Source organism: Streptosporangium amethystogenes (assembly GCF_000721075.1).
GTDB lineage: Bacteria > Actinomycetota > Actinomycetes > Streptosporangiales > Streptosporangiaceae > Streptosporangium > Streptosporangium amethystogenes.
Map to the genome: position 1 here is coordinate 60,109 of NZ_JOEQ01000024.1, position 18,270 is coordinate 78,378.

Below are 18,270 nucleotides of genomic sequence, written 5' to 3' on the forward strand. Positions count from 1 at the left end.
GGGACCCGTCGCTCCGGGCTAGCGTGGCAGGGACCGTAAACCTTCGCGCCCGGGGACACAATGACCCAGAAGCTCAATACCGGCAGCCACGACCTGCCGGTCTCCGACGCCCTCGCCGAGTTCATGAACACCGGCTGGGCCGACACCCACCGCGACGACCTGGCCGCGCTGCCACAGGCCGCCTACACCGCCAAGCGGCGCGCCGCACTCGCCGCCCGCTTCCCCGGCGAGCGGCTGGTCGTCCCGTCCGGCACGCTCAAGACGCGTAGCAACGACAGCGACTACCGGTTCCGGACGCACAGCGCGTTCGCCTACCTCACCGGTGACCAGGAACCCGACGGCGTGCTGGTCGTCGAACCCTCCGGGGAGGCCGTCCTGTTCCTGCGCCCCCGCTCGGTGCGGTCGGCGCCGGGGCCGGCCGGGCAGGACTTCTACCGCGATCGCCGCCACGGCGAGTTCTGGGTCGGCCGCCGCCCCGACCTGACCGAGGCGGAGGCGCTGTACCAGATCGCCTGCGCGCCGATCGACAGGCTCGACGACGTGCTCGACGGGCCCGCGCGGGTGCTGCGCGGGGTGGACGCGTCGGTGGACGGGCGAGTCGCGCCCGGCGACGGGGACGAGGAGCTGGAGACGTTCCTGTCCGAGATGCGGCTGATCAAGGACGACTGGGAGATCGCGGAACTGCAGTTCGCGGTGGACGCGACCAGGCGCGGGTTCGAGGACGTGGTGCGGGCCCTGCCCGCCGCCCTGGGGCACCGGCGCGGCGAGCGCTACCTGGAGGGGATCTTCGGCCTCCGCTCCCGTCTGGAGGGCAACGCGGTCGGCTACGACAGCATCGTGGCCTCCGGCGCGAACGCGTGCGTGCTGCACTGGATCCGCAACGACGGGCGGCTGAACGAGAGTGAACTGCTCCTCCTCGACGCGGGCGTGGAGACCGACCACCTCTACACCGCCGACATCACCAGGACCCTGCCGCTTTCCGGACGCTTCGACCCCGTCCAGCGCCAGGTCTACGAGCTGGTGTACGAGGCCCAGGAGGCGGCGATCGCCGTCCTGCGGCCCGGTGCGAGCTTCCGCGACTTCCACGGTGCGGCCATGCGGGTCATCGTGGAGGGGCTGCGCGACTGGGGCGTGCTGAAGATCAGCGCGGACGAGGCGATGGAGCCGGACAGCGGCCTGTACCGCCGCTACACGCTGTGCAGCAGCGGCCACATGCTCGGCATGGACGTGCACGACTGTGCCAGGGCCCGCGCGGAGGTCTATCTGGACGGTGTGCTGGAGGAGGGCCAGGTGCTGACCGTCGAACCCGGCCTCTACCTGCAGCCTGACGACCTGACGCTGCCGCCGGAGCTGCGCGGCATCGGTGTGCGCATCGAGGACGACCTCGTCATCACGGCCGACGGCGCCCGCCTCATGTCAGGTGGCCTGCCCCGGCACCCGGACGAGATCGAGAAGTGGATGCAGTACTAATTGCGACGCTGACGCGTCGCGGTTCGGGCGTACCCATGGCGACGCTAACGCGTCGCGGTGAGGCCGCTCTTACCCGGCTCCTTCCCTCGTCGACCGGGGTCGCTCGTTCCTCGCGACCCCGGTCTCCTCAGTCCAGTCGCCGGCGCGGCCTCACGGGAGCCCGTAGGTAAACGGCCTCACAGGAGCCCGTAGATGAGCGGCCTTGTGGGATCCGTAGGTGAGCGGCCTCACGGGGAGTCCCCTGCGCGGCCTGTTGGGCCCGTAGGGGAGGCGGTTCTCGTGGGGGCGCGCAGGGGGCGCGTTCTCACGAGAAGGCGGGAGGAAAATGTGAGGGGCTGACAAGTTGAAAGGCGGTGGTCATACCTTTTCATCAAATTACTTGAGAAGCATCGACTTACTGGAATACCCGTCAGTAGCGTGGCTGATCCATGGTCGGAGTCGCTAGTTCCGAGGTGGTCATGGCTCAACGGACGGCGGGTTGATGGCGGTCGGCGGGCGGACGAGGGTCACCGGTTACGTGATCCGCCGGACGACCGGCGTACTGGACCGGGTCGGCGACATGTCGGTGATCGCCCTTGAGGGCTTCCGCCGCACCTGGGACGTCAGGACCTGGTTCTGGGAGTTCGTCCAGCAGTGCTGGTTCCTGGCCCGTGTCACGAGCCTGCCCGTGCTGCTGGTCTCGCTCCCGCTGGGCGCGACCGTCGCCCTGCAGGTGGGCCAGCTGGCCTGGCAGCTGGGCGCCTCCTCCGCCACCGGCGGCGCGGTGGTCGTCGGCCTGGTCCGCGAGGTCGCCCCGATGGCCTCGGCCCTGCTGATCGCCGGAGCCGGGGGATCGGCCATGACCTCCGACATCGGCGCCCGCAACATCCGTGACGAGCTGGCCGCCATGGAGGTGATGGCGGTCAACCCGATCCACCGCCTGGTCACCCCCCGGCTCTGGGCGGCGAGCACGGTGGCGGTGCTGCTGGTACCGCTGGTCATCGTGGCCGGGGCGGGCGGCGGCTACTTCTTCAACGTCATCGTCCAGGGCGTCACACCCGGCGCGTACTTCGACGGCGCGGTCTCGCTGCTGGTCACCAGCGACCTGCTGGTCACACTGCTCAAGGCCTGGATCTTCGGCTTCATCGCGGCCATCATGTCGTGCTACTTCGGCATGACCTGCCAGACCAGCCCGGTCGGCGTGGGCCGCGCGGTGAACCAGTCGACGGTCGTCACCTTCATGCTGGTCTTCGCGGTCAACTACGTGATCACCATGATCTACTTCCTCGCCTACCCGCCGAGGGCCATGTGATGGCCGCCGCCCCGGAGGTGCACAGCGCGGGGGTTCGCAGCGTGGGGGTTCGCGCGTACGGGCTGATCCGCGACGGCGCGGACCGGCTGGCCTCGCTGTCGGACTGGCCGCTCTTCCTGTGGAAGGTCGTCTTCTACTCGGTCAGGGACATCGTCCTGCGGCTGAAGTTCTCCAAGGTCGTGCTGCGCCAGGTCAGCGACGTGGTGGTGGGCGTCGGCGCGACGGTCATCGGCGGTGGCATGGTCTTCGTGGTGTTCACCATGGCCTTCGCGGTCGGTGCCACCGTCGGCCTCCAGGGCTACCAAGGCCTGCAGGCGATCGGCGCCGAGTCCTTCATCGGGCTGGTGGGCAGCTTCGCCAGCGTGCGGGAGATCACCCCGATCATCGCGGCGGTCGCGCTCGCGGCCCAGGTCGGCTCGTCCTTCACCGCCGAACTCGGCGCCATGCGGATCTCCGAGGAGATCGACGCGCTCGAGGTGATGGCCATCAACGCGTTCACCTACCTCATCTGCACCCGGGTGGTGGCCGCGCTGATCGCGCTGATCCCGATCTACCTGATCGCGCTGTTCGCCAGTTTCTTCGCCACCCGGCTGATGTGCACCGTCCTGTTCGGCATGTCGCCGGGCGTCTACGACTACTACTTCTACCTCGGCCTGCCGGTGATCGACATCGTCTACAGCGTGATCAAGGTGGTCGTCTTCGCGTTCGCCGTGGTCAGCATCCACTGCTACTACGGGTTCAACGCCACCGGCGGCCCGGTCGGCGTTGGCGTCGCGGCCGGGCGGGCGATCCGGCAGTCGATCGTCACGGTCATCCTCCTCAACCTGCTGCTGTCCTACCTGTTCTGGGGTGGCGGCAGCAGCCTGAAGCTGACGGGGTGAGCCGGATGGCGACCAGGGGTGAGGTGGCACTGCCGATCAGGCTGGCGATCTCGATCGTCGTGCTGCTGGTCCTGGCCGTCTCCATCACCTTGGTGGTGCGAAGCGCGTCCGAGGTGAGCGGCACCCGGCTGGCCGCGGTGTTCACCCGTTCGGGCCAGGGTCTGGACCCCAACTCCCCGGTCAAGATCCGCGGCATCACGGTGGGCGGGGTCAGTTCGGTCACCCTGGACCGGCAGGGCCGGTCCGTGGTCGCCATCTACGTGGACCCCGGAGTCAGGGTGCCCCAGAGCGTCACCGCCACGATCGAGCCGAGCTCGGTCTTCGGCCCCAAGTTCGTCAACCTCGTCCCCGGCTCCGGCGAGACCTCCGGCCCCTACCTGCTCAGCGGCGCGGTCATCACCAGGACCGAGGCGCCCTCCGACCTGTCGGACTCCCTCACCGACGCGTACGAGGGGCTGAAGGCGATCAACCCGCAGGACGTCACGACCATCGTGCACACCCTGGGCCGGGGCCTGGACGGCAAGGGCCCGCAGCTGCGGGCGATCGTCGGCGACGCCGGAAAGGTCATCGACGTGGCCCACCGGCACCGCGCCGACTTCCAGCGGTTCATCGGCGACGCCGGGGACCTCAGCGCGGCCCTGGCCGACAAGGGCGACGAGCTGGTGTCCATCTCCGCGGACACCAATGTGATCACTCCCGACCTGCTGAAGCGGGCCGACAAGGTACGCGCCCTGCTCAAGGAGTTCGACGACGTCTCCCATCTGACCGCGCACGGCCTGCGCAAGCACCGCCGCGACCTCAAAGCCGCCGTCAACTCCGGGGAACGCCTCGTCTCCCTGCTGTACGCGCAGCTCGGCATCGTCGGAGACGGGGTGCGGGGGCTGAACCAGTTGCTCACCGCGCTCAACGACCTGGCCTCGGGGCAGGGCCCGAACGGCACCGCCCAGATCAAGATGGAGACCTTCATCTCGACGGACGTGTGCGAGCTCTTCGTCGGCGCGTGCGGCTCCACGAAGGGCGGGTGAGCGCGTGGCCGGATCCGTGGAGCAGATTCAGCGCCGCTGGACGCTGGGCAAGTTCACACTCTTCCTCCTGGTGACGGGCGCACTGATCATCCTGATCGGCGGTCAGATCGCCCGGGTGAACGTGGACGCCTCCTACCGCCTCGTCGCCACCTTCGACGACGTCTCCGGGCTGCACGAGGGAGACCAGGTGAAGATCGCGGGTGCGCCCGTCGGGCAGGTCGACACGATCGAGGTGGTCGCGGGCCGGGCCGAGGTCACGCTCAGCGTACGGACGGATGTACGGGTTCCCTCCGACAGCTCGGCCGCGATCCGCTGGCGCAACACGATCGGGCAGCGGGTGGTCTATCTGGAGCCGGGCACCGCCGGGGAGATGCTCGGCGACGGCGCCCGCGTGGAGCGGACGAGTTCGGTGGTCGACATCGGCGAGCTGGTGAGCGACCTGGGCCCGCTCACCCGCAGCCTCGACCCCGAGCAGATCAACCAGTTGCTCACCGCGGCGGGCGAGGCGCTGGACGGCAACCAGGAGAACATCACCGAACTGGTCGACAACCTCGACGACCTGACCGGCACGATCGCCGAACGTAAGAAGGTCATCCAGGGGCTGCTGGAGGACTACGCCACGGTGACCGACGTCGTCGCCCGCCGGGACCGGCAGATAGCCCAGCTGGTCGACAACCTGGTCACGCTGACCGGCGCGTTCGCCCGCAACCGCGAGCTGGTCGACGACGCCCTGGTGGAGCTGTCCACCACGGTCAGGGTCAGCGACCGGGTGCTCGGCGCGAACTCCCAGGAGCTCGGCCGGGTGGTGGACCACCTGACCCGGTTCACCGGCGGCATCCGGCGCAACATCGGCAGCGTGGAGAAGCTCCTCAGCTCGCTCCCCCAGCCGATGGGGCGCTCGTTCCAGGTGACCGGCCAGGGCAACTTCGTCACCGCCTACGTGCCCTGCCTCGCACTCGGCCCGCTGCCCTGCCCGTACCCGATGAAGAGCCCCCCGCCGCTGCGCGGCTCCTTCAAGCTGTCCGACACCGGTGACCTGCGCCGGGTTCTGGTGGGGTCCTGATGGCGCTCAAGTCGTTCCGCGACCGCAACAGGACCGTCGTCGGCCTGGTGTCGATGACGGTCCTCGTCATCGTGCTCGTCGTCACCTTCCTCATCGGCAACCTGGGGCTGCTGGAGGGGGGATACACGATGTCGGCGGTGCTGCCCGACTCGGCCGGGCTGCGTTCCGGTAACGACGTCCGGGTGGCGGGGGTGACGGTCGGCAAGGTCACCGAGGTCCGCGCCGACTACTCCCGGGGGCACGTCGTAGTGACCTGGAGGGTGGACGACGGGATCAGACTCGGCCCGCAGACCCGGGCCGAGATCGCCCTGTCCAACCTGCTGGGCGGGCGCTACGTCAGGCTCACCGGGCCGGTCACCCGCCCGTACATGGACGAGCTGCCCGAAGAGCAGCGGCGGATCCCGATGTCCCGGACCAGCACCCCCGTGCTGATCACCGACGCGCTCAAGGACGCCACCAGGCTGGTGCAGCGGCTCGACACCGACTCCGTCGACAGGCTCCTGACCGAGCTGGCCGAGCTCAAACCCGCCCGCCAGGGCAGGGTCAGCAAGCTGCTGGACAACATCGGCGAGCTGTCGGAGATCATCAGCGAGAGTGAACCCCAGCTGCGGCGGCTGCTGGACAACGGCAACAAGATCATGGACGTGCTGGAGAAGAAGGACGCGCAGATCGGCCGCCTGATCGACTCGATCGAGATCATGCTCAACGAGCTGCGACTCCGCCGCGACGAGCTGAAGTCGCTGCTCGGCGACGGCAGCGACCTGGTCAACAGCATCACCACCCTGGTCAACCGGCACGAGAAGGACCTGATCACGGTGCTCGACGACGTGACCGCCATCAGCAACCGCCTCGACTCCACCAGCCGCAAGAACCTCAACTCGGTGCTCGCCTGGGTCGGCCCCACCTTCTCCGGGCTCGCCACGACCGGTGGCCACGGGCCGTGGGTGGACGCCATCGCCACCGGGCTGGGGCCGATCAACCCCGAGGTGCTCGCCGCCATCCGCAAGGACAGGAACAGCCGTTGACAGCGCAGGGACAGCAAGGAGCGAGCCGCCCGCACCGCGCCCGCACCGCGGCGCGGTCCCCGGCGCGGTCCCCGGCGCGCAGGATGATCGCGGCGCTGCTCGCGGGAGTGCTGCTGGCCTCCACCGGGGGGTGCTCGCTGCTGCCGGGCGGGGCCGGCCCCTACCGGCTGACCGCCTACTTCAGCGCGGCACCTTCGCTGTACGAGCAGGCGAAGGTCAAGGTGCTGGGCCTGGACGCGGGGACCGTGCAGAAGCTCACCGTCGAGGGCGACAAGGTCCGGGCGGACCTGCTGATCGACGGGGGGATACCGCTGCCCGCCGATGTCAACGCCATCGTGGCCGCGCAGAACACGCTGGGCGAGCGGAACGTGGTGCTCCACCCGCCCTGGACGCCCGGCAAGCCGAAGATCGCGCCCAACACGGTGATCCCCCTGGAGCGGACCGACCTGCCGGTGGAGATCGACGACGCCCTGGAGGCGTTCACCAAGCTCACCGACGCCCTCGACACCGACAAGATGGGCGATGTGGCCGGCAACCTGGCCGACACCGTCAGGGGCCGGGGCAAGCAGATCAACGGCGCGCTCGCCGACGCCGCCTCGCTGACCCGCACCCTCGCCGGGCAGGACGAGCAGCTGATCGAGCTGGCCAGGGGCCTCAACCGGATCGCCACCAACCTCAACAGGCGCGAGAAGCAGGTGAAGACCACCATCGACGCCTTCGCCGAGGCCGGCGCCACCCTCGCCGACGAGCGGCAGCGGATGAAACGCTTCGTCGCCGGCCTGGCGGAGCTCGTGCAGCGCGGTGACGTGCTGATCGAGGCGTACCAGGAGCGGCTGCCCAAGGGGGTGGCCAACCTCGCCGAGCTGGTGCTGACCCTCAAGGTCAACAGCGAGTCGGTGGCCAAAGGCATCACGAGCACCAGGAAGTTCCTGGACAACATGATCCTGTCCTGGGACAGGAAGAACCACGTGCTCAAGATCCGTGTGGTGCTCAACGCGCTGACCCGGGTCTGGCTGACCCCGCTCTTCGAGGCACTGGGCCTGGGCAAGGTGCCCTGTCTGCCGGGAGAGCTGAGCAACTGCCCCTGGCAGGGAAGCGGGAAGGGCTGATGGGCGCGGGAGTACGGGAGCGGACGGAGACGCCACCGGGGACACCCGCGGGCGCGGGCCGGTGGCGGCGGTGGACCCGCCCGGTCGCCGGGCTGGCCGTGCTCTGGCTGAGCGCGGCGTGCAGCCTGCAGACCCTGGGCGCGCCGACCGGGGAGCTCACCCTGACCGCGACCTTCGACGACGTGCAGAGCCTGGTGGCCGGACACAGCGTGCAGGTGTCCGACGTACGGGTGGGCAGCGTGACCGACATCCGGCTGGAGGGCTACCGGGCGAAGGTCACCATGTCCATCGAGGACGGCAACCAGGTGCCCGAGGGGACGAGCGCCATCGTCGCCAAGACCTCGATCCTCGGCGAGAACTACATCGAGCTGGATCTTCCCGAGGGGAGGGACATGACGACGGGGCCGTTCATGCGGAGCGGATCGACCATCGCCGTGACCTCCGTCAAACCCGACATCGAGCAGGTCACCGAGCGGGCCGGGCCGCTCATCGACGCGCTCGGCGCCCAGGACGTGAACGCCGTCCTTGACGCGGCGGCGACCGGGATCGGCGGCAAGGGCAAGGACCTCAACCGGCTCCTGCGGCAGACCACCGAGGTCACCGCCGCCTACGCGGAGTCCCGCCAGGACCTGGCCCGTACCATCGACGGCCTGGCCAGGCTCGGCGACGAACTGGCCAAGGGCACCGCGGAGCTGGACCGGCTGCCCGGCACGCTCACCGACGCCACCGCTCGCCTGAACCACGGCCGCAGGCACATCAAGAAGACCCTCAGGGAACTCACCGCGCTGGCCCGTGAGGTCAACGACACGATCTATCCCCGGCACGAGGCCCGGTTGCGCACCCTGCTGCGCGAGCTCGACGCGGTCTCCGCCTCGGCGGTACGCGGCAAGGAGGACCTGAAGATGCTGGTGAGCCGGGTGCAGAGCTTCCTCGACCAGCCACCACTCGTGGTGAACGGCCAGTTGCTGATCTCCGTATGGCTCAAGGGGCTGCTGCTGTCCGAACCGAAGAAGAGCGACAAGCCCCGCCTGCCCAACTCGGTGGACGACTTCCGCCTGCTGCTGGGGCCGCGATGAAAAACCGCATCTGGATCAACCTCGGCTTCTTCGCGGCGCTCGGCGTCGTGATGACCGTGTGGGCGTTCACCACCATCATCAAACTGGACTTCGTCGAGCGGCCGTACCGGATCAACGCCGAGTTCCTCTCCTCCCCCGGCCTGGTGGAGGGCTTCGACGTGGCCTACCTCGGCGTGCGGATCGGCCGGATCAGCGGCGTGCGGCTGGCCCCCGGAAAGATCGTTGTCGCGCTGAGCATCGATCGCGGAGTACAACTGCCCCGGGACGTCACCGCCGAGGTGCGCCGCAAGTCCGCCATCGGCGAGCCGTACGTGGAGGTCTCCCCGCCCAAGAGCGGAACCGGCGGCGCCACCCTGGCCGCGGGCGCCACCATCCCGCTGGCCAACACCTCGGTGCCGCTCGACTACCGGAAGCTGTTCGACGGCGTCGGCAAGCTGCTCGACGCGGTGCCCGCCGATGACGCCCGGACCATCGTGGGGGAGCTGGCGACCGGCCTGGACGGACGGACGACCTCGATCCGGGAGATCGTCGACAACGCGCACGACCTCACCGCGACCCTCGCCGAGAACACCGACGTGCTGGACGAGTTGTCGGTGCAGCTCACCCGGCTCACCGGAACCCTGGCGGGCCGGCGCGAGAAACTGTCCGAGGGGGTGGAGGACCTGGCCGGGGTGACCCAGGCCATCCGCGAGTCCCGCAAACAGCTGAACGTCGCCCTCGACCACGGACCGAGCTTCTTCCGACAGGTCAACACCCTGCTCACCACCGCGCGGCCCGGCCTGTCCTGCCTGCTGACCGCCGGAGGCATCAAGCCCGGCAAGATTTTCGGCGGCGCTGCCCCCGACAACGTCAACCGCCTGCTCCGCAACATACCCACCGCTCAGGCGCTGCTCGCCGACGTGAGCGACAGGCAGGCAGACGGCCTGTACGGCAGGACCGCGTTCATGTTCAGCGTCCCCGGCGGCCCCAAGGCCGCGCAGGAGTACCGCAATCCGCTGGCTCCCCCGACGATTCCCAAGCTCCGCACCTGCCCGAAGGGACCCGCGAGCAAGGTGGCGGTCGGAAAGGACGAGAAGGCTCCCGACGACGAGAACGCCGACGACGAGTCCGCGGACGGAGCGACCGCCGAGCCCGGCGACGCGACACCGGCGCCCGAGGAGAGCCAGGAGCCGGTACCGGCCGCGGACACCGACCGGACCTCGGAGTCCTCCCAGGACACGACCCCCCTCATCGTTGCGATCTTCGCCGCGGTCGTCATCTCCGGCGGTGTGCTCGGCTGGATCGCCGTCGGCCGAGCCTCCCGCCGCCGTGAACAGGAGTAAGCCCTTGACCCCCACCCCCCGCACGTCGGAACAGCGCCGGCTCGACCCCGCCGAGGACGCCCCGGCTCCGGACCAGGACCAGGAGACCACGGCGGAAACGGAGGCCGGACCGTCCGCCGAGGCGAACCCGGAGCCCGAGCGGGAGGACGGAGCCACGGACCGGAAAAAGAGCGGATTCAGCACGTGGCGCGGCAGACTGGCCGGTGCCGTCGCGGCCATGCTGTTCGCGGCGACCGCGACCACCGCGGTGCTCCAATGGATGGCCGCCGACCGGCTGGCGCAGGAGAAGGCCGACCGCGGGGCGGTGTCCACCAGGGCGGGCGAGTTCGCCGTGGCCCTGCAGACCTACGACCACACCAACCTGCAGGCCTACCGCGACCGGGTCTTCGCCATCTCCGGCGAGGACTTCGAGAAGACCTACAACGAGGCGTTCAGCCCGCTCGAAGGCGTGATCATTACGATGCGGGCGAGCTCTTCGGCCTCGATCCGCGGCGTCTACGTCTCAACGGTCGACGAGGGCAGGGCGAAGGCGATCACGGTGGTCGACTCCCAGGTCACGAGCACGGCGGGGACCCGGCGCATGCTCGGCACGTACATGGAGCTGAGCCTGATCAAGACGGGAGGCCAGTGGAAGGTGAATGCGGCCACGGTGATGGGCGCCGCCGAGGAACTGGTCACCGACCCGAACGGCGAGACCGTCGAGCCGTCCCCGACATCATCCCCGGCACCGTCGCCGAGCAAGAAGGCCGGTTGACGAGACCCTCCGGCCGCGCTGACGCCGCCTACCACGAGTGATCGGTGCCTTCTGAGGTAGGTTCTGATCCATGACCCTGCAGCAGGCCTCGCCCGGCGAACGGAGTGGTCGGCCGGGGGGCGGACCCGCCGGCGCGGGGAACGAGAGTGGTGAGCGACCGGTGAACGACGAGACGCCTCGCTGGCTGTCGTCAGTCGAGCAGCGCGCGTGGCGTGCCCACCTCGCCGCGCACAAACTCCTCGAACACCGCCTCGACCGCGAACTCCAGCCCTTCGGGCTCTCGGTGAACGACTACGAGATCCTGGTGAACCTGTCGGAGACCCCCGGGCACCGCATGCGGATGAGCGACCTGGCGGACGCCACGATCCAGTCCCGCAGCCGGCTGTCGCACCAGATCTCCCGGATGGAGAAGGCCGATCTGGTCGCCAGGGAGAACTGCGCCGATGACCGGCGCGGCACCTTCGCCGTCCTCACCGAGCACGGCTGGGACACCATCAACAGGGTCGCGCCGCATCACGTGGCCGGCGTACGCCGGCATTTCATCGACCTGCTCACCGACGATCAGCTGATCGACCTGGAAATCGCCTACGCTCCGGTGGTGGAGCATCTCAAAAACATTCGCTGACGCGAAACCGATACCGCCCGTACTCCCTTACTAGACCACGCTGTCGTTACGATCCGCCCATGTCTGCTCGCCGGATCTTCATCGCCGCGGTGCTCACCGCGTGCTCCCTGGTCACCGCCTGCAGCGGCGGCGACGCCTCCGACGCCACGACGGCCCTCCCCAGCGGAGCCGAACTGGTCAAGAAGTCCGCGGAGGCGACACGTGCCGTGAAGTCGGCGAGTTTCTCCATGGAGACCGAGGGCGCTCCCGCGGTGCCGGTCAAGAAGGCCTCCGGCCGCCTCAGCGGGACCGGCGACGCGGACGGCACCATCCAGATCGACGTGGCGGGCAGCCTCCAGGAGATCAGCTTCGTGCTGATCGGGGAGACCGTCCACTTCAAGGGGGTGACCGGGGGCTTCCAGAAGATGTCGCGGAGCCAGCTGGCGGCGATCTACGACCCGTCCGCCATCCTCAACCCGGAGAGGGGCGTCGTGCAGTTGCTGAGCAACGCGCTGGACCCGAAGACCCAGGCGGCCGAGAAGGTGAACGGCGTCGACTCCTACCGGGTCTCGGCGACGCTCTCCCAGCAGGTGCTCGCCACGATGGTGCCCGGCCTCGCGCAGAGCGTGAACGGCACGCTCTGGATCGACAAGGCCACCAGTCGCCTGCTCAAGGCGGATCTGCCACTGACCGGCGGCAAGGTGATCGTGGTCTTCAGCGATTACGACGTGCCGGTCCAGGTCACCGCTCCGGCTCAGTGATGGCGACCCGCACCCTCCCGAAGGACGGGGGCCGGACCGCCCGGCGGCGGGCCGCTCTCGGCGTCGGCGGCACCGCGGTGCTGCTGGCGGCGCTGGACGCGTACGTCGTGGTCACGGTCCTCATCGACATCGCCAAGGACGTCGACGTCCCGCTCAACCACATGGAGCGGGCCACCCCGATCGTCACCGGCTTCCTGCTCGGCTACATCGCGGCCATGCCGCTGCTCGGCCAGCTCTCCGACCGGTACGGCAGGCGTCCGCTCATCCAGCTCTGCCTGGCGGGCTTCGCGGTGGGCTCGGTGGTCACCGCGCTGGGTGAGACGGTGCCCTGGCTGGTCGCCGGACGGGCCCTGCAGGGGGTCGCGGGCGGTGCGCTGCTGCCCATCACCATGGCTCTGATCGGGGATCTGTGGGATGAGGACGAGCGTCCGGTGGCGCTCGGCGCGGTGGGGTCGGCCCAGGAACTCGGCAGCGTGCTGGGCCCCCTGTACGGCGCGGCCCTCGCCGCCCTGGTCCCGTCCACCCTCCAGCTCGGCGGCGTGCAACTCGGCGGCTGGCGGTCGATCTTCTGGCTGAACATCCCGCTGGTGGCCCTGGCCGCGGTCGCCGTACAGCGGTCGGTGCCGCCACCCGGCCGGGATCGGACCGGCGCCGCGGGCAGCCGCGTCGACGTGGTCGGCGGGCTGCTGCTGGCGCTCGCGCTCGGCCTGCTCGTGGCCGGTCTCTACAACCCCGACCCGAGCGAGGCGGTCCTCCCGCCCTGGGGTCTGCCGGCGATCGTCTGCGGGGTCGTGTCCGGCGCCGTGTTCGTCGCGTGGGAGACGCGCGCCAGAACCCGGTTGATCGACATGGCGGGGGTGCTGCGCGGCCCGTTCTTCGCCACGCTCGGGGTGAGTTTCCTGACCGGCGCCGCGCTGCTGGTCACCCTGGTCGACGTGCAGCTCTCGGCCCAGACCCTGCTGCGCCTGGACACCCTGGACGGCGCCCTGGTGCTGTCGCGCTTCCTCGTCGCGCTCTCCGTGGCCGCTCTGGTGGGCGGCCTGGCGTCCCGCCGGTACGGTGAGCGCACGGTGACGGTGATCGGGCTGGCACTGGCCGCGGTCGGCTACGTGCGCATCGGCCAATGGCCACTGGACCTCGCCTCGGCCGGGTACCGGATGGACGCCGACCTGATCGTCGCCGGTCTCGGCCTGGGGCTGGTGATCGCACCGGTCTCCTCCGCGGTGCTGCGTGCCGTCCCCGCCGTCCAGCACGGGGTGGCCTCGGCGGCGGTGGTCGTGGCCCGGATGATGGGCATGCTGCTCGGTGTCGCCGCGCTGTCCGCCTGGGGTTTCCACCGCTTCCAGTCCCTCACCGCGGACCTGGACACCCCGCTGCCCTTCGGCGTGGACCCGGCCGTGTACGCCACCCGGCTCGCCGAGTACGAGGAGAAGGTCAGGGCGGCGCTGCACACCGAGTACAGCGAGATCTTCCTGATCACCGCCGCCCTGTGCGGGGTGGGCGTGCTGGTCGCGCTGCTGCTGCCGAGCGGGTCCGGGTCGTCCGACCCGGTCTGACCTTCTCCGCCCCGGGCGGTGGCTGCGCCCACGCCGTGTCCGGCCCGGTGTGCAGGAACCTGCCCTCGGCCGCCACCCCCCTCTCCGAGTACACTCTGGCCTCGCCACGGGTGACGTGCGGCGCGCTCCGCCCGGCACCGGGAGAGGGCGCCCCCCGCGGCGGTACGCCACGGGGATCCTCATCGGGGGAACGTACCGACGACCATTGGGGTGACGTGATGCTTGTGGGAGCCACGCGGCCGGACCTGGCCCGGCTCGGCAAGGGGTTCGACGCGTTCTGGCATGAGCGGCACCTGTGCACGCTGACCACCGTCCGCTCCGACGGGACACCGCACGTGGTGCCCGTCGGGGTGACGCTCGACGTCGGCACGGCGACCGCCCGGGTCATCACCTCGCGCGGGTCGCACAAGGCCCGGCTGGTGGCCGCCGCGGGTCCGGCGGGCGCGCCGGCCGCCGTCTGCCAGGTCGACGGGCGGCGCTGGTCCACCCTGGAGGGGCGGGCGGTGCTCCGGGACACCCCCGAGGAGGTCGCCGACGCCGAGCGCCGGTACGCGCTGCGCTACCGCGCCCCCCGGGTGAACCCCGACCGTGTCGTGATCGAGATCCAGGTGACCCGGGTGCTCGGCAATGTCTGACCTGGGACATCTCCCGCTCCCCCGCGTCCCCGGACTGCCGGACGAGGCGTTCGAGCACGACGGGCAGCTGACCAAGCGCGAGGTACGGGCGGTCACCATGTCCCGCCTCGCGCCCGTCCCCGGCGAGCTGCTGTGGGACGTCGGCGCGGGTGCGGGGAGCATCGCGATCGAGTGGATGCGCTGCCATCCCGCCTGCCGGGCCGTCGCGGTGGAGAGCCGCCGGGACCGGGCGGAGCGGGCCGCGCGCAACGCGGCCACACTGGGAGTGCCCGAGCTGGAGATCGTCGTCGGCGCGGCCCCCGGCGCGCTCGCCGGGCTGGCCGCGCCCGACGCCGTCTTCGTGGGCGGCGGCGCGACGGTCCCCGGCGTGCTGAGTACCTGCTGGGCGGCGCTCAGGCCGGGCGGCAGGCTGGTGGTCAACGCGGTGACCCTGGAGTCCGAGGCGGTCGTGGCCGACTGGTACGGCAGGCACGGCGGAGACCTGGTGCGCCTCGCGGTCGGCCGAGCCGCCCCGGTCGGCGGCTTCACCGGCTGGCGGACGATGATGCCGGTGACCGTCTGGTCATCGGTCAAGGAGGAGGAGTCTTGACGGCCAGGGTGCGTTTCGTCGGAGCGGGCCCCGGAGCCGCCGACCTGGTCACGGTGCGCGGCCTGCGGGTGATCGCCTCGTCCCCGGTGTGCCTGTACGCCGGATCGCTGGTGCCGCGCGAGCTGCTGGACGACTGCCCGCCCGGGGCACGGCTGGTGGACACGGCCGGGCTCACCCTCGATGAGATCGTCGCCGAGATGGCCGGTGCGCACGCGGCCGGGCTGGACGTCGCCCGGCTGCACTCGGGCGACCCCTCCGTCTTCAGCGCGATGGCCGAGCAGATGCGGCGGCTGGACGCGCTCGGCATCCCGTACGACGTGGTGCCGGGCGTCCCGGCCTTCGCGGCCGCGGCGGCCTCGCTGAAGCGGGAGCTCACCGTGCCGGGAGTCGGGCAGTCCATCATCCTCACCCGTACGTCCGCGCGTGCCACGCCGATGCCGGAGGGCGAGGACCTGGCCACGCTCGGCGCGAGCCGGGCGACCATGGTGCTGCACCTGGCCGTGCAGCGGATCGAGGCGGTCGTCACGGAGCTGCTCCCCGCCTACGGCGCCGACTGCCCGGTGGCGGTGGTGGCCCGGGCGAGCAGGGAGGACGAGGTGATCCTGCGGGGCACCCTGGCCGACATCGCCGAGCGGGTCAGGGCCGCCGGGGTGCTGCGGACTGCGGTGATCGTGGTCGGGCGGGTGCTGACGGCCTCGGCGTTCCCCGACAGCCACCTCTACTCGACGGACAGGTGCCGGGATTGACCGGCGACCGGCCCCGGCCCGCCGACATCGACAGGCGCACCGCGTCGCCTGGCGATGTCGGCGGGGACTCCGCACGGCCTGGCGGCGGGCGGCGAATGAGACGCCTGCTGATCCTGGGTGGCACCGCGGAGGCCAGAGCGCTGGCCGCCCGGCTGGACGGGCGGGCGGATCTGCACGTGGTGTCCTCGCTGGCGGGACGGGTCGCCAACCCCAGGCTCCCGGTCGGCGAGGTGCGCGAGGGTGGATTCGGTGGCCCCGAGGGGCTCGCCGACTGGCTGCGAGAGCACGCGATCGACCTGGTCGTCGACGCCACCCACCCGTTCGCCCGGCGGATGACCGCCTCGGCCGTCGCGGCCTCCGCCGACACCGGGGTGCCGCTGCTGGTGCTGCGCCGTCCCGGCTGGCACCAGGGGCCGGACGACGACTGGCGCTGGGTGCCCACGCTTGAGGCCGCCGCCCGCCTGCTGCCCGAGCTGGGCAGGCGGGTCTTCCTCACGACCGGCCGCCGGAGCCTGGCCGCGTTCACCGGCCTTGACCTGTGGTTCCTGGCCAGGTCCGTCGATCCGCCCGCCCCGCCGCTGCCCGGCCGGACGGTGGTCGTGCTCTCCCGGGGGCCGTACACCCTGCGCGGAGAGCTGGAGCTGATGCGCGAGCACCGCGTCGAGGTGCTGGTGACCAAGGACAGCGGCGGCGAGATGACCACCGCCAAGCTGGCCGCCGCGCGGGAGCTGGGGATTCCGGTGGTCATCGTACGACGGCCGCCGGTTCCCGGCGGTGTCACGCTGACGGACACCGCCGAGGCCGCCGCAGCCTGGGTGGAGGCTCAGGCCGGGTAGCGGCGCGGGGTGTAGACGACGGGCCGTCCCCCGCGTTCGGTGAGCCGGGTGGTGGACGAGCCCACGATCAGCAGGCAGCGCATGTCGATCTCCGCGGGGTCGAGGTCGGCCAGCTCCACGACGCGCACGCTCTCCTCTGGGCCGCCGACATCCCGCCCGATGACGACGGGCGTGTGCGGGGAGCGGTGTTCGAGCAGCAGGTCGCGCATGGCGGCCACCTGCCAGGTCCGGCTCCGCGAGGCCGGATTGTAGACCGCCAGCACCAGGTCGGCCCGCGCCGCGGCGGTGATCCGGTCCGCGACGACCTCCCACGGTTTGAGCAGGTCGGACAGCGACAGCACGCAGAAGTCGTGGCCCAGCGGAGCCCCGGCGCGACTGGCCACCGCCTGTGCGGCGGTCAGGCCGGGCAGCACGCGTACCTCGACGTCGGCGAACCTCGGCTCGGACGCGACCTCTAGCACCGCGCTGGCCATGGCGAACACCCCCGGATCGCCCGAGGAGACCACGGCCACCCGTGATCCGGCGGCGGCCAACTCCAGCGCGTGCGCGGCGCGCTCGGCCTCGACCCGGTTGTCCGTGGGGTGGCGGCGCTGGCGCGGGTTGGGCGGCACCCGATCGAGGTAGGGGCCGTAGCCGATCAGTTCGTCGGCTCGGGCGAGGGCGTCCTGCACCTCGGGGGTCAGCCACGGCCGCCCGGCGGGGCCGAGCCCCACCACGACGACCTCGCCGCGCCGCTCGTCTCCGGGCTGCTCCTCGCGGTCGGCCACGGCCTTCGCGGAGAACGGCGTGAGCGGGCTGGGCAGCAGCGCGAGGGAGAAGTAGGGGACCGAGGCGGGGTCGACGTCCGCCAGCGGCTCGATGCGCTGCTTACCGGTGGTGGCCCGCTCGACGTACCAGGCGTCGTCGAGGCGACCGGCCTCGGCGAAGGCGGCGCGGACCTTCTCGAAGGTCCTGCCGAGTTTCAGCACCGCGGCCGAGTCGGCGGCGGCCAGCCGTTCGGCCAGCACGTCCGCCGGGAGCGTGCCGGGCAGCACGGTCAGCGTCTCGTCCCGCTCGACCAGCGGGCGGCCGAGCACCGCGGCGGCCCCACTGATCGAGGTCACCCCCGGCACCACCTCGGTCGGGTACCGGTGCGCGAGCCGCTTGTGCATGTGCATGTAGGAGCCGTAGAAGAGCGGGTCGCCCTCGCAGAGCACCACCACGTCGCGCCCGGCGTCCAGATGCGCGGCCAGCCGTACGGCGCAGTCGGCGTAGAAGTCGTCGAGCGCGCCCTGGTATCCGCCGGGGTGGTCGGTGGTCTCGGTGGTCACCGGGTAGATCAGCGCCTCCTCGACCTGGTCTCCCCGTAGGTAGGGCAGAGCCACCGATTTGGCGATGCTCCGCCCGTGCCGGGCGCTGTGGTAGGCGATCACGTCGGCCGCGCCGAGCAGCCTGGCCGCCTTCACCGTCACCAGCTCCGGGTCTCCCGGCCCCAGTCCGACCCCGTACAGGCACCCGAGATTCCCACTCAACCCGCTCACTGCTCCT

At 71.0% G+C, this 18,270-nt stretch carries 17 protein-coding genes and 1 pseudogene; 17 read left to right on the forward strand and 1 reads right to left on the reverse strand.

Going from position 1 to position 18,270, the window contains the following annotated elements; all coding sequences use genetic code 11:
* Nucleotides 1–60 precede the first annotated feature (60 nt).
* The 17 genes and pseudogenes from IG98_RS0128970 to IG98_RS0129050 all read left to right on the forward strand — a co-directional run bounded on the left by IG98_RS0128970 (nucleotide 61) and on the right by IG98_RS0129050 (nucleotide 16,743).
* Nucleotides 61–1,470: an aminopeptidase P family protein gene (locus IG98_RS0128970; RefSeq protein WP_030919056.1), complete on the forward strand. Its 1,410-nt coding sequence runs from the start codon at nucleotides 61–63 to the stop codon at nucleotides 1,468–1,470.
* A gap of 481 nt (nucleotides 1,471–1,951) precedes the next feature.
* Nucleotides 1,952–2,761 carry an MlaE family ABC transporter permease gene (locus tag IG98_RS0128975; protein ID WP_051753110.1) on the forward strand — a complete coding sequence of 270 codons (810 nt, stop codon included), beginning with the start codon at nucleotides 1,952–1,954 and terminating at the stop codon, nucleotides 2,759–2,761.
* On the forward strand, nucleotides 2,761–3,642 hold the full coding sequence (locus IG98_RS0128980; protein WP_030919062.1) for an ABC transporter permease: 882 nt from the start codon (nucleotides 2,761–2,763) through the stop codon (nucleotides 3,640–3,642). The genes IG98_RS0128975 and IG98_RS0128980 overlap by 1 nt, the downstream gene beginning before the upstream one ends.
* 5 nt (nucleotides 3,643–3,647) lie before the next feature.
* A complete protein-coding gene (locus tag IG98_RS0128985) occupies nucleotides 3,648–4,667 on the forward strand; it encodes an MlaD family protein (protein WP_030919064.1) in 1,020 nt (339 codons plus the stop codon).
* A gap of 4 nt (nucleotides 4,668–4,671) precedes the next feature.
* Nucleotides 4,672–5,730: an MCE family protein gene (locus tag IG98_RS0128990; RefSeq protein WP_051753112.1), complete on the forward strand. Its 1,059-nt coding sequence runs from the start codon at nucleotides 4,672–4,674 to the stop codon at nucleotides 5,728–5,730.
* The gene (locus tag IG98_RS0128995) at nucleotides 5,730–6,755 is read left to right on the forward strand and encodes an MlaD family protein (RefSeq protein ID WP_030919071.1); all 1,026 of its coding nucleotides are present in this window, start codon (nucleotides 5,730–5,732) and stop codon (nucleotides 6,753–6,755) included. The genes IG98_RS0128990 and IG98_RS0128995 overlap by 1 nt, the downstream gene beginning before the upstream one ends.
* Entirely contained in the window at nucleotides 6,752–7,864 is a 1,113-nt protein-coding gene (locus IG98_RS0129000; protein ID WP_030919073.1) for an MCE family protein, read from the forward strand. The genes IG98_RS0128995 and IG98_RS0129000 overlap by 4 nt, the downstream gene beginning before the upstream one ends.
* Nucleotides 7,864–8,940 (forward strand): MCE family protein, encoded by a 1,077-nt coding sequence (locus IG98_RS0129005; protein WP_084195732.1) that lies wholly within the window; start codon nucleotides 7,864–7,866, stop codon nucleotides 8,938–8,940. Before IG98_RS0129000 ends, IG98_RS0129005 begins: the two co-directional genes overlap by 1 nt.
* Nucleotides 8,937–10,262, forward strand: a complete 1,326-nt coding sequence (locus IG98_RS0129010) for an MCE family protein (protein ID WP_030919079.1) — start codon at nucleotides 8,937–8,939, stop codon at nucleotides 10,260–10,262. Before IG98_RS0129005 ends, IG98_RS0129010 begins: the two co-directional genes overlap by 4 nt.
* A gap of 4 nt (nucleotides 10,263–10,266) precedes the next feature.
* A complete protein-coding gene (locus IG98_RS0129015; protein WP_030919081.1) occupies nucleotides 10,267–11,016 on the forward strand; it encodes a hypothetical protein in 750 nt (249 codons plus the stop codon).
* 70 nt (nucleotides 11,017–11,086) lie between these two features.
* Nucleotides 11,087–11,641 carry a MarR family winged helix-turn-helix transcriptional regulator gene (locus IG98_RS0129020; protein WP_084195733.1) on the forward strand — a complete coding sequence of 185 codons (555 nt, stop codon included), beginning with the start codon at nucleotides 11,087–11,089 and terminating at the stop codon, nucleotides 11,639–11,641.
* Between the two features lie 59 nt (nucleotides 11,642–11,700).
* Nucleotides 11,701–12,381: an LppX_LprAFG lipoprotein gene (locus IG98_RS0129025; RefSeq protein ID WP_030919086.1), complete on the forward strand. Its 681-nt coding sequence runs from the start codon at nucleotides 11,701–11,703 to the stop codon at nucleotides 12,379–12,381.
* Complete coding sequence (locus tag IG98_RS0129030) at nucleotides 12,381–13,937, forward strand: MFS transporter (RefSeq protein ID WP_051753114.1); 1,557 nt, start codon at nucleotides 12,381–12,383, stop codon at nucleotides 13,935–13,937. The genes IG98_RS0129025 and IG98_RS0129030 overlap by 1 nt, the downstream gene beginning before the upstream one ends.
* A gap of 218 nt (nucleotides 13,938–14,155) precedes the next feature.
* Nucleotides 14,156–14,572, forward strand: a complete 417-nt coding sequence (locus IG98_RS0129035) for a pyridoxamine 5'-phosphate oxidase family protein (RefSeq protein WP_030919090.1) — start codon at nucleotides 14,156–14,158, stop codon at nucleotides 14,570–14,572.
* A 10-nt stretch (nucleotides 14,573–14,582) separates the two neighbouring features.
* Nucleotides 14,583–15,161 (forward strand): annotated as a pseudogene (gene cbiT / locus IG98_RS0129040) (precorrin-6Y C5,15-methyltransferase (decarboxylating) subunit CbiT); the annotation flags it as partial.
* Entirely contained in the window at nucleotides 15,158–15,907 is a 750-nt protein-coding gene (gene cobM, locus IG98_RS0129045; RefSeq protein ID WP_063766310.1) for a precorrin-4 C(11)-methyltransferase, read from the forward strand. The pseudogene cbiT and the gene cobM, both read left to right, overlap by 4 nt.
* 95 nt (nucleotides 15,908–16,002) lie before the next feature.
* Entirely contained in the window at nucleotides 16,003–16,743 is a 741-nt protein-coding gene (locus IG98_RS0129050) for a cobalt-precorrin-6A reductase (protein ID WP_030919100.1), read from the forward strand.
* Here the strand turns inward: IG98_RS0129050 and IG98_RS0129055 are convergent.
* The gene (locus IG98_RS0129055; RefSeq protein ID WP_425428116.1) at nucleotides 16,731–18,254 is read right to left on the reverse strand and encodes a precorrin-2 C(20)-methyltransferase; all 1,524 of its coding nucleotides are present in this window, start codon (nucleotides 18,252–18,254) and stop codon (nucleotides 16,731–16,733) included. The two genes, IG98_RS0129050 and IG98_RS0129055, sit on opposite strands and share 13 nt — an antisense overlap.
* Nucleotides 18,255–18,270: the final 16 nt, after the last annotated feature.